13 protein-coding genes are annotated in these 14465 nt (G+C 53.2%); 5 read left to right on the forward strand and 8 right to left on the reverse strand.

The window, feature by feature from the left end; genetic code table 11:
• Window positions 1–18 precede the first annotated feature (18 nt).
• From SIB68_RS05445 to SIB68_RS05455, 3 genes are all read right to left on the reverse strand, one after another.
• On the reverse strand, window positions 19–1056 hold the full coding sequence (locus tag SIB68_RS05445; protein ID WP_063400192.1) for a long-chain acyl-[acyl-carrier-protein] reductase: 1038 nt from the start codon (window positions 1054–1056) through the stop codon (window positions 19–21).
• Window positions 1057–1219: 163 nt separating this feature from the next.
• Window positions 1220–1951, reverse strand: a complete 732-nt coding sequence (locus SIB68_RS05450) for an aldehyde oxygenase (deformylating) (protein ID WP_063400191.1) — start codon at window positions 1949–1951, stop codon at window positions 1220–1222.
• A 76-nt stretch (window positions 1952–2027) separates the two neighbouring features.
• Window positions 2028–2849 carry a creatininase family protein gene (locus tag SIB68_RS05455; protein WP_063400190.1) on the reverse strand — a complete coding sequence of 274 codons (822 nt, stop codon included), beginning with the start codon at window positions 2847–2849 and terminating at the stop codon, window positions 2028–2030.
• A gap of 69 nt (window positions 2850–2918) precedes the next feature.
• On the opposite strand from SIB68_RS05455, the gene SIB68_RS05460 reads away from it, so the two are divergent.
• The 3 genes from SIB68_RS05460 to pgeF are packed head-to-tail and all read left to right on the forward strand — an operon-like array spanning window position 2919 to window position 5931.
• Window positions 2919–4184, forward strand: a complete 1266-nt coding sequence (locus tag SIB68_RS05460; protein WP_063400189.1) for a S1 RNA-binding domain-containing protein — start codon at window positions 2919–2921, stop codon at window positions 4182–4184.
• The gene (locus tag SIB68_RS05465) at window positions 4181–5080 is read left to right on the forward strand and encodes a Tab2/Atab2 family RNA-binding protein (RefSeq protein WP_011130603.1); all 900 of its coding nucleotides are present in this window, start codon (window positions 4181–4183) and stop codon (window positions 5078–5080) included. Before SIB68_RS05460 ends, SIB68_RS05465 begins: the two co-directional genes overlap by 4 nt.
• Entirely contained in the window at window positions 5077–5931 is an 855-nt protein-coding gene (gene pgeF, locus SIB68_RS05470; protein WP_063400188.1) for a peptidoglycan editing factor PgeF, read from the forward strand. The genes SIB68_RS05465 and pgeF overlap by 4 nt, the downstream gene beginning before the upstream one ends.
• On the opposite strand, the gene SIB68_RS05475 is transcribed toward pgeF, so the two are convergent.
• The 5 genes from SIB68_RS05475 to hemH form a co-directional block, all read right to left on the reverse strand.
• On the reverse strand, window positions 5916–7592 hold the full coding sequence (locus SIB68_RS05475; protein WP_063400187.1) for an NAD(P)/FAD-dependent oxidoreductase: 1677 nt from the start codon (window positions 7590–7592) through the stop codon (window positions 5916–5918). The genes pgeF and SIB68_RS05475 overlap by 16 nt on opposite strands.
• 73 nt (window positions 7593–7665) lie before the next feature.
• Complete coding sequence (locus SIB68_RS05480) at window positions 7666–8931, reverse strand: amino acid ABC transporter substrate-binding protein (RefSeq protein ID WP_074160281.1); 1266 nt, start codon at window positions 8929–8931, stop codon at window positions 7666–7668.
• Window positions 8932–9041: 110 nt separating this feature from the next.
• Window positions 9042–9404: a hypothetical protein gene (locus SIB68_RS05485; RefSeq protein WP_063400186.1), complete on the reverse strand. Its 363-nt coding sequence runs from the start codon at window positions 9402–9404 to the stop codon at window positions 9042–9044.
• A complete protein-coding gene (gene ilvB, locus SIB68_RS05490) occupies window positions 9404–11185 on the reverse strand; it encodes a biosynthetic-type acetolactate synthase large subunit (RefSeq protein WP_074160280.1) in 1782 nt (593 codons plus the stop codon). Before ilvB ends, SIB68_RS05485 begins: the two co-directional genes overlap by 1 nt.
• Window positions 11186–11393: 208 nt before the next feature.
• Entirely contained in the window at window positions 11394–12569 is a 1176-nt protein-coding gene (gene hemH / locus SIB68_RS05495; protein ID WP_063400184.1) for a ferrochelatase, read from the reverse strand.
• A gap of 74 nt (window positions 12570–12643) precedes the next feature.
• On the opposite strand from hemH, the gene SIB68_RS05500 reads away from it, so the two are divergent.
• Together SIB68_RS05500 and SIB68_RS05505 are read left to right on the forward strand one after the other, a co-directional pair.
• On the forward strand, window positions 12644–13807 hold the full coding sequence (locus tag SIB68_RS05500; protein WP_063400183.1) for a site-specific integrase: 1164 nt from the start codon (window positions 12644–12646) through the stop codon (window positions 13805–13807).
• Complete coding sequence (locus tag SIB68_RS05505) at window positions 13804–14433, forward strand: class I SAM-dependent methyltransferase (protein WP_063400182.1); 630 nt, start codon at window positions 13804–13806, stop codon at window positions 14431–14433. The genes SIB68_RS05500 and SIB68_RS05505 overlap by 4 nt, the downstream gene beginning before the upstream one ends.
• Window positions 14434–14465: the final 32 nt, after the last annotated feature.

Consider the following 14465-nt stretch of genomic DNA (forward strand, 5'->3'; position numbering starts at 1 on the left):
AAGATCCGGAAACAAGGTTCAGGCTGCAGCAGCCTGAAGTTGGTGATTGAGATTGAGGCTTGAAAAACCATGACGCAAAGACGCCATGCCGATAAAATCCATTTTCTCAAGGGTGATCTGGTTACGCCCCCAACTGAAGTTTGTGTGGCAATTCTCAAACTCCAACAGCATTGCTTCTGCAAAACAGGCAAACATTTGCCTCGCAGGCTTATCCATCTCTGCAATCCAGCCAACATCCCAGCTGATGTCATTGCAGAACTCAACGATTCCTCCTTTGAGAACATGCACCCCACTACCAGCAAACTTTGCATCTAGGTTCTTCGGATAGCCCCCATCAATCATCAAGCAAGGCTTGCGCAAACTCTCCATATCGATTTCCAGGGTTCTAGGCATGCTGGCAACCCAAACCACAACATCAGCTTCAGGCAAGGCCTCTTCAAGACTCAATATTCTGCCGCCAGCCAATTCAGTTTGAAGATCTATAAGAGGTTGTTGCTGTCTAGCCACCAAAAGAAGTTCGGCGACACCAGTTCGAGAGGAGAGCCAACGGCAAACAGCACTACCTATATCGCCAGTGGCACCAACTACCGCTACACGCGCCTTGCTTAAATCAATGCCCAAAAGTGGGGCATTGTTCTCAAGCTGACGGCAAATAACCCAAGCCGTATGAGTGTTGCCGGTTGTGAATCGCTCCCATTCAAGCGTGGTGTTTCGTACATGTTGATGCTTAAGAAGATTGAAGTTCTCAAAAATAATTGAGGTAAATCCGCCTAGGGCACTGATATGAATGCCTCTCTTCTGGGCCATTTCCATGGCATTGAGAACTTTGCGACGGGCAGTTTTGAACCGACTCAACATTTCTGGCACAAAACATGAATCGATATAAGCGCCTTCTATTTTCTTTCCTGTAAGGCTTTCTACCTCAATCTGTTCCAAAAACTGCGGAGGAGCACTGCACCAAACATCCAGGTCTCCATCTAGATGGTCATAGCCAATCTGAAGTGCCGTCTTCCTGGCATCTTCAAAACTGGTGGAATGACCGATCAGACCAAACATGTAGTGCTGACATACGAAAAAACTGAGCCCACCCTATAAGCCCTGAAGAAGTCCAAGTCAACCATAATCCCATGAATGGTGGCCTTTAGGGTCCATTGTTTGACCTTCGACCAAGCTGCTCACAAATGGATATAAGGGGAAAGGAAGGCCCATAAGCAGCAGTTCAGCTCACAAGGGCGGCCGCTGCCATACGGGTAATTTCACGAGTGTTAAAGCCAATCTCAGTGAGAGATTCCTGGTAGGCGATTAAGAAATCCTCAATCAGATCTTCCTTATCCATCTGCAGCACGGCAGCATCCCCTGCTACCTGATCAAGCATCCGGCGAATCAGAGGCAGGTTCTCGCGATTGGCCTCAAGCAACTCCTCACGGCAACTCTCCAAATTGGCCTTGAGCCAAGCCTCGCCATAATTGAGGTGTGTGTACTCGTCCTTCACGACACCTTCAGTAATCTTGCGAGCAAAGGGGTCAGAAACAGGGATATAGGTGTGATAAGCCGAAATAGCAAAGGCTTCAATCAAGAGCGCCTGGATCAGCAAGCAGGTAGGTGTTTTCCCTTGCTCTAAAGCTGTCTGGAAGTTGTCACGCAAAGGAGCAAAAAACTCCCTTGCGAAGTCCATGTCAGCCTCAACGCCAAGGTTCTTGCCGCAAGCTGTAAAGCCCTTCTTGTGCCTCATCTCCATCTTGGCAAGCCGATTGAGCTCTTCGACATGATCGGGAAGCAGCGTGCCAATCGCGATGTAATTGTCATGGGCTTCCTGTTCGCCCTCAATGACTATTGCGTTGATTCGACTGTAGGCATCCTTATATGCATCTGAAGTGAAGTCTGGCAGGGCTTCTGAAGATCCAACAGTGCTGTCAAGAACAGCAGCCTCAGGCATCTGTAGCGTAGGCATGGATCTTTTTAGGAGTCGTCAGTCGAGAGACTTTAACCTTCTCTTTGAGAAAATCGACACAAGCTTCCCTTTAACATCACAAGCATTCTGGTTTTCTCACCGGAGGCCATTGGCTTCCCATCAGGCTGATCAGCAAATTAACCCAGTGATCGGCTAAAGCCTGTTCCAATGATTTCCCTAGCGCAGCATTAGCCTCTCGGCTATCACCGATCACCCCGGACTCACTGAAATCGTCCGTAAGCCAAGCACATGGAGCATGCCCCTCAAGGCTCCAACCCATCGGCGGAGTGGTGGATAGGCCAGGGGTGTAGTGGTCACCATCGATAGGGCGATCAATCCCTACCAACTCAGGCGCCATGGACAGCATCAGGCTGGTTTCAGCCAGACCAGCATGCAGGCCTACCTCACGCTCACTTTCAGGGAGCAAATCCTTTAATGCCCCGACACCGCTCCAGAGAAAACAGGGCAATACAGCCATCGCAGGGCATTGAGCACGAAGCTGCCGAGCCGCCACATGCAATAAGCCAATCTGGCCTCCATGTGCATTGAAAAGCAGCAAACGACGAACTCCCATGGCCTCCAATTGCTGACCAACTTCGATGACCAGCTGAAACATCAGGTTCGCTGAAAGGGAAAGAGTTCCTGGGAATGCCTCATGTTCCGGAGAAAATCCCAATGACTGGGCTGGCAGCATCCAGATGGGCAGGTCAGCAGGCAAGCGTTCGAGGACCTCTACCAAGATCCGCTCTGCGAAAAAAGCGTCCGTTATCAGAGGCAAATGCGGACCATGCTGTTCACAGGCCCCGAATGGCCAAACCAAGGTGGATCCCTCCAGACCAACCGCCTCTGCAGCCTCTGGCCAGCTGAGATGGTCAAAACGCCTGCAAGAAATAGACATCAGCCCCAATCTGCGAACAGAACCCCACCCTGCCTGTCAGAATGCTTGATCGACGACCCCAAGGCCCCCATGGCCGGATCAGGCAGTCCGCAGCCCAATAGACCAAAGCCCCCTAAACCCGCAGCGGAAGCCCCTCGCAAGCCCCTGCAGGTCATGCACATCAGCAGGCGTGGGGAACAAGAAAAGCTAGTGCGTGAAGCCGCCGAAACAACTTCACCTAGCAGCGAAACAACTGCAGCATCAGGCCAGCTCAGCAACGCCCCCAATCGATCCGTCTCAGCTGATGCAGCCTCAGATGAGAGTCGTTTTGATCTCGGCGAGCTGCAAAACATGACGATGGCCGATCTACTTGGTCCGGCCGATCAGTCACACCGAAGCGCTTCGGCCCCAAAGGGCATTGATCATCGCAACGAAGAAGGGCAATCCAAGCCAGCACGCAGTGTCGACGATTTCGACTTCGATGAAGACGCCTTCTTGGCTGCTCTAGATGAAAACGAACCAATTGGAACCACAGGGGAAGTGGCTACAGGCAAGGTCATCGCTTTGGAAAGTGATGGTGTTTACGTCGACATCGGCGGGAAAGCACCAGGCTTTATGCCCAAAAATGAATGCGGCCTTGGCGTGATTACCAACCTCAAAGAGCGCTTCCCAAAGGGTTTAGAGGTCGAAGTACTCGTCACTCGAGAGCAAAATGCCGATGGGATGGTCACCATCAGCTGTCGAGCTCTAGAGCTGCGTAAGAGCTGGAGCACGGTGCAGCAGATGGAGAAGGAAAGCAAGGTCGCCCAGGTCAAGGTCAATGGATTCAACCGTGGTGGAGTGACCTGCGACCTTGAAGGCCTGAGAGGATTTATCCCCCGCTCTCAGCTCCAAAATGGAGAGAATCACGAAGCGCTTGTCGGAAAAACCCTTGGTGTGGCATTCCTGGAAGTCAATCCAGAAACCCGCAAGCTGGTGCTTTCAGAGAAGCGGGCCGCTACCGCCGCCCGCTTCTCTGAACTTGAAGTAGGACAGCTCGTGGAAGGTCAAGTCGTAGCAGTGAAGCCCTACGGTTTCTTCATAGACCTAGGCGGTGTGAGTGGCCTCCTTCACCAATCCATGATCACCGGTGGCAGTCTTAGATCCCTGCGGGAGGTATTCAACCAAGGCGATCGAGTCAAAGCCTTGATCACCGAAATGGACCCTGGTCGCGGACGCATTGCCCTGAACACAGCCCTACTGGAAGGACAACCGGGCGAACTCCTAATCGAAAAAGATAAGGTTATGGCTGAAGCGACTGATCGAGCCAACAAAGCTCGTAACGTCCTTAGGCAGCAGGAACAGTCAGCAGGATGATTGCTGCCAATACGCCCAACATCACAGACCAACACCCTAAGACTGACTGGGAGCTCGACTTCTACTCGCGACCAATCCTTGAATCTGACGGCAAAAAACGCTGGGAGTTGTTAATTAGCAGCTCCCAGGACCCGTCAGGAACTGCACCATTCCGCTGGGTAAAACGCTGCCCTGCAGGAGAAGTCAATTCACTGTGGCTGACCGATGCCCTGAGAGAGGCCCTGAAAGACTCTCAGGAACAAGGCTGGGAGGCCCCTCTCAGGCTTCGCTGTTGGCGTATATCGATGCGCACCATGGTGCAACGGGCTGCCGCAGAGCTTGGCATCGAAGTAATTCCAAGCCGCAGAACCTATGCCCTACTCGACTGGCTCGCCGAGCGAGAACGGGATGTCTACCCCCTTGAGGAGGGCTACATGGCTGGTCCTCTGGCTCCTCCCCCAACTCCGATACCAACACCCCCAGTGCCTCTACCTGAGGCTGTAAGGGGAGACGCCTGGAGCTGGGCCTCCCTACCCTTAGGTTTGCTACGCGAAGCCCAAGAGTGGCCAATCGGCTTCGGCGGCCTACTACCAGTTGGAGCAAACGACAACGACAACATCCCAGTGCCAGGTGTACGGATGTTCAGTCAAACCCGTGCTTTGGCTCTAGCAGGCTGGCTTGGAGGCCTGGAACCAGTTTGCTTGGCCGTCGATGGCACGCAGCTGATGCTTGAAGCAGGTCAAGACGATCGCTGGCTGGTGACGGATTTGGATGACAAAACAGCCACGGCAGTTCAACAGAGCCTCCTAGAAGCAAGAGAGCAAGCCGGTGGACTGCAATTCATCTCTGTGCAGACCTCCCCAGAGGAAAAACGATTTGCTGGTTTCTGGATGCTGCGTGACCTGCCGCAACCATGACATCGCTGGGGCCGGCAGCGGAAACTGACAACCAAGACCCGCTTGCTACTCCAGATACCCTTTTCAACCAACTCAAAGGATGGACCTGGGTCGGTTGCTATGGGGGCTACTACCTGCAGGCCGACCTTCTACAAAAGGCTGGTTTCGAACATGGATTCTTCACGCGACGCTGGCAAGATCGAGGCCCCGATCAACTAGCTGGTTACCTAAGCGCAGGCATTAGCGTTCATAGACCCCAACAAGTTCATGGCGGCAATGTGCTCCAAGCCTCACAAGCCAACCGCCCACCCTGGCCGGAGGCTGATGGCCTCGTCAGCGACAGGGGTGGACAAAGTCTCTGGGTCTGCACTGCCGACTGCACTCCAATACTGATTGCCGACCAGTCCACGGGGCATGCAGCCGCATGTCATGTGGGCTGGCGAGGCGTAGCCGCCAAAATCCTGCAGGAAGCTCTAGCAAAGTTGGAATCTCGAGGAGCAAAAATCGAGACTCTGCTTGTTGCTCTAGGACCAGCTGTCAGCGGTTCCAACTATCAGATTCAAGTTGATGTTGCAGAAGCTGTGGCCAAAAGCCTCGAAGCAGATCCAAGCAACCCACCAATCCAGCTGAAGAAACGGCTCTCCGCACTAAAAGAACGAGGCATTCTCGATGCAGACAAACAGCCACAGCGATTGCGTCTCGACATTCGCTTGGCTGCTGCTGAACAACTAAAACGAGCTGGGTTAAGCAGCGAGCAGATCAGCAGTTGCCCGCTATGCACAGTGGCAGAGCCCAGCCTCTTTTACTCATGGCGCAGGGACCACATCAAAGCTGTGCAGTGGAGTGGAATCGTTGCTCAAGCTGAAGACTGAGCAACCACAAGCTGTTTCGCCAGGGCTTCTGCAGCCCTAATCCCATCAATGCCAGCCGAAAGGATGCCTCCGGCATAACCAGCCCCTTCTCCAGCAGGAATCAGCCCAGTGGTGTTAAGCGACTCAAAGGAGTTATCCCTGGGAATACGCACAGGCGATGAGGTACGGGTCTCAACCCCAGTGAGTACAGCATCAGGATGCTCATAGCCTGGTAAACGCCTAGCGAAGGCCGGCAAGGCCTCTCTTAAAGCCTCAATCAACGGAGCCGGCAACATCTGATTGAGGTCAACCAACCTGATCCCTGGCAGATAAGAGGGAATCACCTCACCGAGGCAAGTTGTAGGCCTGCCCGCCAGGAAATCCTCCTGGCGCTGAGCAGGGGCGCAATATCCACCCCCTCCAAGCTGAAAAGCCCTTCGTTCCAAGTCCCGCTGCAAGGCCACTCCTGCCAAAGGATCTCCTGGCCAACGCTCATAACTGCACAAATCCTGATGCTCCAAATTCACAACCAAGGCACTGTTGGCATTGCGTTCATTGCGCGTGTGTTGACTCATGCCATTGGTAACCACGCAATCTGCTTGCGATGTAGCACCCACCACAACTCCCCCCGGACACATGCAGAAGCTATAGACAGAGCGGCCATTACGAGCGTGATGCACCAACTTGTATTCCGCATGGCCGAGTTGTGGATGACCCACCATTGGACCCCAGCGCGCGCGATCGATCAGAGGCTGAGGGTGTTCGATGCGGAGTCCTACAGAAAAGGGCTTGGCCTCAAGCTTCACGCCAACCCTTTCCAACATGGCGAAGCTGGCCCTTGCTGAATGACCCAGGGCAAATAACACATGCCGACTGCTAATTGTGCTGCCATCGGCAAGCTTCAGCCCTACCACCTGCAAAGGCTTGCCAGTGCGTGAATGATCTAAATCTCGCCGCAGCAGCAATTCATCAACTCGAGTCTCAAATCGAATCTCACCACCAAGCTCCTCAATTCTGGCGCGCATTCCACGCACCACCGTGGCCAATTTGTAGGTGCCAATGTGAGGTCGGTGCACCGTAAGGATCTCTGGATTGGCTCCACTGGCCACCAATTCTTCAAGCACCTTGCGCCCATAGTGCTCAGGGTCACTCACCTGGCTATAAAGCTTTCCGTCTGAGAAAGTCCCCGCCCCACCTTCACCGAATTGGGCATTGGAATCAGGATTGAAAGGCCGCTGTCCCCTCCAGAAAGCAAAGGTTTCTAGCGTGCGCTTTTTGATCGACTGACCACGCTCCAACAGCAAAGGCTTGAAACCCATCTGTGCCAGAAGCAGAGCTGCAAAGTAACCACAAGGGCCTGCACCCACCACAACCGGCCGCTGCGTTTCTATTTGAGGGAAATCTGTTGGCGCCTGCGCAACTGGGTAATAGCGGGTGTCTGGAGCCTTACGAATCTTTTGATTGCCTGCGTGGCGTTTCAACAGAGCAGCTTCCCCTCGAACCTTCACATCCGCGCTGTAGATGAACTGGATCCGCTCATGACGTCGAGCGTCAATACTTCGTTTCACCAGCCTGTGATTGATGAGCTGGGAAGGCGGAATACGCAACCGCTTAAGGATGACTGCTTCGATCGCCTCTGGCGAATGATCAAGGGGAAGCTTCAACTCACTCAACCGCAACACGTCATCACCTCACACGTAAAGAGCATCAGCTCCATCCAATCCTGATTCAACCCCAGCAGATTCGAGTTCTGCCTCAGTCAGGCCCCAAAGCAGAAACTCGTGTAAAAACTGTTGTCCCAGAAGGTGTCTGTCCTGCTCGCAAAGCAAAACTGCTAGCGGCGCCCTCCAAACGCACTTGTTTGCCTTTGAGCCGCAAGCGCAAAGCTTTGCAAAGAGGCTGGGGTTCACTTTCTGCATCAACCCATCCAAGAGGATCAGCGCTTCCCTCTGCAGAAGCTAGAGAAGCAGACATCGTTGACAGCGCAATTATTCGAGCAGTATCAAAGCCAGCAGCGGCCAACAAATCGGGCGCCTGCCCCCAATGCTGCTCAAACGATTCAGAAAATTTCTGCCAACCAGGCCCCCGTGAGGATTGCTTCAACAAAAGCTGCTCCCAGGCTTCTGGACCGATATCACTCGCCAAATCCGATGATGCAAGCCATACCCAGGCTGGATGTTGTGGTCCCCGCCCAAGCGATCCATCCATCTGCGCCTTTTTCAAAGCCTGCGCAAGAGGACCTGATGGGCGAGACGCCAAGACAAGAGCATCAGGTCCTAGCCAGACCAGGTCCTGCTGCAAACGCTTAAGTCGTTCGCCATCGTCAGGATTCACGCTCTGCACCAACTCGGGCTCGTAGCTCTCCACCCTCCCCCCAAGGATTTCAAAGGCTTCAATAAAAGATTTCGCTGCAGCAACACCAAGCTCAGATGGATCTCGCACCACCATGACGCGGCGCCAACCCTGCTCCATCACTCGCTGAGCCATGGCCTGATGATCATCGCGAACAGGTGCCACCAAGAACCACAGGCGTGAACGTGCATCCAGCTCACCAAGACTTCGTAACGAAGCGCCCCGCTGATAAGGCAACACCACACTGAGATTGCGCTTAGACGCCAGAGCAGAAAAAGCACGAAGATCCGCAGCAGGAGGCGCCACGACCAACTTCAACCGCGGGTTACCTGATAAAGCCACAGCAGGATCATCATCCAGATTGAGAAGACGCAACTTCACAGACGCCAGCGAAAGACCGCAACCTCTTACCTTCTCCTCTCCCAACTGGAAGCCCTTGAGGAAGATCTCATTGGCACCTTCTACAGCAGAGCCCTTTGGCAACAGAACCACCACAGATGGAGACAGCAGCCCACTTGCCGAAACCGCCTGACAGCCAAGGAGGCTGGCAAAAATCATCAACCAGCTCCGCCAGGGAGCCTTAAAGAACCTTTGCCTCCAAGACCCACTTGCAATGGAATCTGCAGCCAAAGACGAACCACTTGAAGGGGCCGCTTGGGAGGGGGCCATGATCCTGAAGACCCAACGTCATCAGAGTAGGGCTGATGGATCAGACACCTCTGGCTTTATCACAAGATCTTTCTAGAGAAACAATTTGATCCTGCAGAGCCACTCCTATCTCAAGCCTGAGGCAAATCGCACGTTAAACGACCTAAACCAGCAGCCGCTAGCCCTGCACTGAGATCTACATCGCTGCCGATGGAGGTCACCCGCGCCAAAAGCACCCCTTCGCTAGAACCTTCTGGACGCAGATTGACCCGCCGGCGCCTGGGTAGCTCTGACTTCAACCAAGCCATCGCTTCCGCCTCATCAGATGGATCCACCTGCAAACAAGCAAGACGAACCGTATAGGTTCGGTTGTGGTCACCAACCAGGAGCAACGAGGAGCTACTCACACGCAGCACTTCCGCCGCCATGACAGGCAATGGTGTGATGAACAAAACAAGCAGAATGCTTAGAAGAACAAACTGCAGTCGTTGCATCACAGAGAAACCCCAGAAAGTTCAGGGTGGTTAGATAAACCCACCATTTGAGCGTTGCTCTTGCCAGGAGGAACCATCGGATAGCAATTTTCATCACGTCGCACATGCACGTCGATGAGCATCGGACCTGGAGTCGCAAGGGCCTGCTTCAAACTTGACCTGAGATCCTTTCGCTCAGTGATCAACACCCCGCCAACCCTGAAGGCCTTCGCCAATGCCACGAAATCAGGCATGCCCGGAAGCATGTCAGTGGCTGAATAACGATCTTCGTAGAAGCTTTGCTGCCACTGACGAACCATCCCTTGCCAGTGGTTGTTCACAATCACAATCTTGGCTGGGATGTTGTACTCAATCAATGTTCCCAACTCCTGAATATTCATCAGGATGCTGGAATCACCAGCGATACAAACAACCTGTTCATCTGGCAAAGCAATTTGAACACCAATAGCAGCTGGCATCCCGAAACCCATCGTTCCCAATCCCGCGCTACTAATCCACTGACGAGGCCCATTCCGTAAATATTGAGCCGCCCACATCTGATGCTGGCCCACATCAGTTGTTATATAGGCCTCAGGAGCCAAGTCCCTTATCGCCAAGAGCACCTCCTGAGGATAAATTGGCCCCTCCTCAGGCGGAGTCATCAAGGGGTAAAGGTTCTTCCAACTCTCAATACGAGTTAGCCACGCTGAAGTCCTCAACTCAACAGACTTTTGCTTACTCAAGTCCAATAACTTCACCAAGCTGACACCAACATCACCCAATACCGCAACATCAGGACGTCGGTTCTTAGCCACTTCTGCTGGATCAATTTCAAAATGAATCACTCTTGCGCGGGGTGCAAAAGTATCAAGCTTGCCTGTAACACGGTCATCGAAACGTGCACCGACAGCGATCAACAAATCACATTCAGTAACTGCAAAGTTGGCATAGGCAGTGCCATGCATTCCCAACATCCCCAAAGCCAAAGGATGTCGCTCATCAAACGCCCCCTTACCCATCAATGTGGTGGTGACAGGTATCTGGTGACGTTCTGCAAAACCCTTAAGACTCTCGTGAGCTCCGGCAGAAATAACTCCTCCGCCAACGTAAAGGAGAGGCCTCTGAGCATCATCAATTAAATCGAGAGCCGCCTCAATTGAGGAAAGTTCTGGAGCCGGGAATCGGTGAAATCCTGCAGGCACGACGGATCCAGGTTCAACTGGCTGATAGTCGAATTCCTCCTGGCCCACATCCTTAGGGATATCAATCAACACCGGACCAGGTCTCCCAGAAGCTGCAATAAAAAATGCTTGAGCAACAACAGAAGCCAAATCACCCGGATCGCGAACAACCCAGGAGTGTTTCACGATAGGCAGAGTGATCCCGAAAATATCAGTTTCCTGAAAAGCATCTGTACCAATGCATGGTCGAGGGACCTGTCCTGTAATTACCACCATTGGAACTGAATCCATCTGAGCCGTGGCGATACCAGTAACCAGATTGGTTGCGCCTGGCCCAGAGGTTCCAAAGCAAACTCCAACACGGCCTGTAGCCCTTGCATAGCCATCAGCCGCATGGGCGCCCCCCTGCTCATGGCGAACAAGGATGTGCTTCAACCATCCCTGCTGCTCAGCCTTATAAACGGCGTCGTAAATCGGAAGGATTGCACCACCTGGATAACCAAAGATGATCTCCACACCGTTGCGGCGAAGAGCATCCATCAGGGCATCGGCGCCCGTCATACGCTTTTGCACTTGTTGTGATGAACCACCGAGAGCCGTGGTTGAAGAAGTCAAGGTCACGGCAGTGGCAAAGCATGGTCTGCTCCTAAAGATTAAGGGCCTGCCGTACAGATTGCCTATTGGTTCTTCACCATCACCAGCAAAATCAATCCGTCAGCGAGCCTGCTGCCTGAGGGCGAATGCCCCAATACAAATGGACTCCGTTGAGAACAGTCATCCCACATACGAACCAACAAGAAGAGTGAGACGACCCTTAACGAGCCAACACTCAGAGCAGACCGATGCCGTGCAAAGGGCCATGGCCAGTGATCAGCTCCAACAAAAAAGCCGCAAACCCAAGCATGGCTATGCGTCCATTCCATGCTTCAGAACTGGTATTCAAGCCCCATTGCCATCTCTCCTGTGGATAGAACTTCACTCGACCAGGCAGCTTCGCAGCCTCATCGAGATTGATCTCTGGCCCCTCAAGACTGGATCCAACCAGATCAGCCAGGCCCTCAATGAATGTGGGGTAAGTATCAAGAGCAGGCACCCGCCTGAAATGAACAATCCCTGCTTCGGTCGCCAGCTCGCGGTATTCGATATCAAGCTCGGCGAGAGTTTCGATGTGTTCACTCACAAAGCTGATCGGCACAACCACTAAATCCCGTGTACCAGCATCACCAAGCTGCTTAATAACTTGATCGGTATAGGGCTGAATCCATTCCTCTGGACCCACTCGGCTTTGATAGGCAAGGGAATGAGGATTGCCATAGCCAAGAAGGTTTTCTAGCTCAGCCATGATCAAAGTTGTACAAGCCTCGATCTCCTTCTGGTATGGATCACCTGCTTGTTCGACATAGCTCTTGGGCACTCCATGAGCACTAAAAAACACTTGAGCTTCTTCAGGCACATCACTCAGCCGAACCTGCTCAGCGATCAACTCCGCCATGGCACGAACATAACCAGGGTGGTCGTACCAGCTGCGGATACAACGTATTGGCAGCTTGCGGAAAGATTCATCAGTCTGTCGCAAGCGCTGCAACTCTCGAAAACTCGAGCCACTGGTACTAATCGAAAAATGAGGGTAGAGGGGAAGCACCACCACCTGATCAATCCCATCAGCTTTGATATCTGCGACAGCGGATTCTGTGAAGGGATGCCAATAACGCATCGCCACATAGCTCGTGGCATCGATACCGCGTTGCCGAAGCAAGCTCTGCAACTCCCGAGCCTGTTGTTCAGTGATCCGCCGCAGAGGTGAACCGCCCCCGATTGAGCGGTAGGCCTGCTCGGATTTACTGCTGCGCAGCGTGCTGATCAACCAGGCCAGAGGCTTCTGAAGAGCGGGGTTAGGCAGCCGAATGATCTCCGGATCGGCAAAAATATTAAAGAGAAAAGGCCCTACATCCTGGATACGTTCAGGCCCCCCTAGGTTCATCAAGAGGACACCGACCCGGGCCATATAGAAGAGAGTTCTTTAGAGGGACTTGAGGGTAGCTGCCATCAACGCCAAGGTGTCACCATCCCTACAAGGCCATGGAGCTGAGCAACGAGCTAATCAACATCAACCGTGCCCTGGCTGACAGCGGCATCAACCTGAGAATTGAACAGCGAGGCCAGTGGCTCAATTTACGCGGCGCACTGCCCTGCCGGAATGGAACTGGATTGATCAAAACTCAACGAATCAGTTTGCAGCTTTTGGCAGAACAAAAAGGATTGAAAGAGGCTGAGCGAATTGTGCAACTTGTGCACTACCAACTGCAACGCAAACAATTCGACTGGTCCCAGTGGACGACCAAATCAACACGGACACAACCTGAACAGATAGCGACAGGGCTCAGAGAAGCTTTGATCAGCTTTGAAGAAGCATTCTTTACTGATCCATATCGCCGACGGTCACCTGCCGGTAGCCGCAGCACATGGACGTCCGCTTACCTTCCTTACTTACGACGACTCAAAGCCCTAGCTGTTAACAAGCAGAGCTGTTTTGATTCAGACCTTTTAAAAGACACTCTGGCCAGTTATGCAGATGGCAGCCGAAGCCGACAGCAATGCGCCACGGCCCTAGCTGCATTGGCACGCCACCTGGAAATGGCACTGCCGGAAGATTGGCGAGCAGAAGCGGATGGCTATGGACTGCATCAGGCGCGCTTTCGTCAACTACCCAGCGACAAGCAGATCATCGAGGCGGTGGAGCACATCCCCAACCCAGGATGGCGACTTGCCTATGGACTGATGGCCACTTACGGCCTGCGCAATCACGAGGTGTTCTTCTGCGACCTTGCTGCTTTAGCGAAGGGGGAAGATCAGGTGCTGCGGGTCCTACCAAACACAAAAACCGGCGAGCATCAGGTTTGGCCGTTTCATCCAGACTGGGTCGAGCATTTTGAACTTGAACAACTAGCAAACAATGCCCAGGCCCTGCCGCCGGTGAATGTCGATCTGCGTCACACCACACTCCAACAGGTGGGGAGAAGAGTGTCGGAACAATTCCGGCGCTATCAACTGCCCCTAACCCCCTACAACCTGCGGCATGCCTGGGCGGTACGCACAATCCACATCGGCCTTCCAGACACAGTTGCAGCAAGAATGATGGGCCATTCAGTGGCTATTCATACCCGCACCTATCACCACTGGATCACCCGACGTGACCAACAACAAGCGGTAGATGCAGCCCTAGCTCGACAGCTCAGCCCATGACCTCACCACTAAGAACCTTTGCCTACGAGCATCGCTGGTTTTATAACCTAGTGACAACCATTTCGGCCCTCAGCGTAGGGGGTGTAAAGCGGTTGAGGTCCTTAGGGCTGACTGCTCTTCAAGACAAGATTTCTAAAGGAGCACCCGTTTTGGATCTTTGCTGTGGGTCTGGCGAAACAGCAGCACCATGGATCGAGGCTGGTTTCGCTGTAACAGGTTTAGATCTTTCACCAAAGGCACTGGCACTAGCAGCTGAACGAACCCCCCAACTGCAATGCATCGAGGGCATGGCAGAAAAGCCACCGCTGAACACCAACCAATTTGCGGCCATCCAAATCAGCCTGGCCTTGCACGAATTCAGCTCAGAAGAACGACAACAAGTGCTCAAAGCCTGCAAGCGCCTATTGCAACCGGGGGGGTGGCTAGTGCTGATAGACCTCCATCCAGCAGGCCCCTACCTCAAGCTGCCCCAACAGTTGTTTTGTGCCCTGTTCGAAACTGAAACCGCTCTCACAATGCTGCAAGCAGACTTGCCCAAGCAACTTCGGGAGATGGGTTACAGCACTATTGAGCAAGAACTATTAGCTGGCCGAGCACTACAACGAATCACAGCCCGCCTTCCATAAGCAGCCCAACTCAAAGCATGCTCAAGACCTTG

The organism is Prochlorococcus sp. MIT 1323, from assembly GCF_047304905.1.
Taxonomy (GTDB): Bacteria; Cyanobacteriota; Cyanobacteriia; order PCC-6307; family Cyanobiaceae; genus Prochlorococcus; species Prochlorococcus marinus_D.

Bases quoted from the DNA above. Each gene is read 5' to 3' on its own strand.
- SIB68_RS05445 (WP_063400192.1), bottom strand. From the start codon at position 1,056: ATGTTTGGTCTGATCGGTCATTCCACCAGTTTTGAAGATGCCAGGAAG.
- SIB68_RS05450 (WP_063400191.1), bottom strand. From the start codon at position 1,951: ATGCCTACGCTACAGATGCCTGAGGCTGCTGTTCTTGACAGCACTGTT.
- SIB68_RS05455 (WP_063400190.1), bottom strand. From the start codon at position 2,849: ATGTCTATTTCTTGCAGGCGTTTTGACCATCTCAGCTGGCCAGAGGCT.
- SIB68_RS05460 (WP_063400189.1), top strand. From the start codon at position 2,919: ATGGCCGGATCAGGCAGTCCGCAGCCCAATAGACCAAAGCCCCCTAAA.
- SIB68_RS05465 (WP_011130603.1), top strand. From the start codon at position 4,181: ATGATTGCTGCCAATACGCCCAACATCACAGACCAACACCCTAAGACT.
- pgeF (WP_063400188.1), top strand. From the start codon at position 5,077: ATGACATCGCTGGGGCCGGCAGCGGAAACTGACAACCAAGACCCGCTT.
- SIB68_RS05480 (WP_074160281.1), bottom strand. From the start codon at position 8,931: ATGGCCCCCTCCCAAGCGGCCCCTTCAAGTGGTTCGTCTTTGGCTGCA.
- SIB68_RS05485 (WP_063400186.1), bottom strand. From the start codon at position 9,404: ATGCAACGACTGCAGTTTGTTCTTCTAAGCATTCTGCTTGTTTTGTTC.
- hemH (WP_063400184.1), bottom strand. From the start codon at position 12,569: ATGGCCCGGGTCGGTGTCCTCTTGATGAACCTAGGGGGGCCTGAACGT.
- SIB68_RS05500 (WP_063400183.1), top strand. From the start codon at position 12,644: ATGGAGCTGAGCAACGAGCTAATCAACATCAACCGTGCCCTGGCTGAC.
- SIB68_RS05505 (WP_063400182.1), top strand. From the start codon at position 13,804: ATGACCTCACCACTAAGAACCTTTGCCTACGAGCATCGCTGGTTTTAT.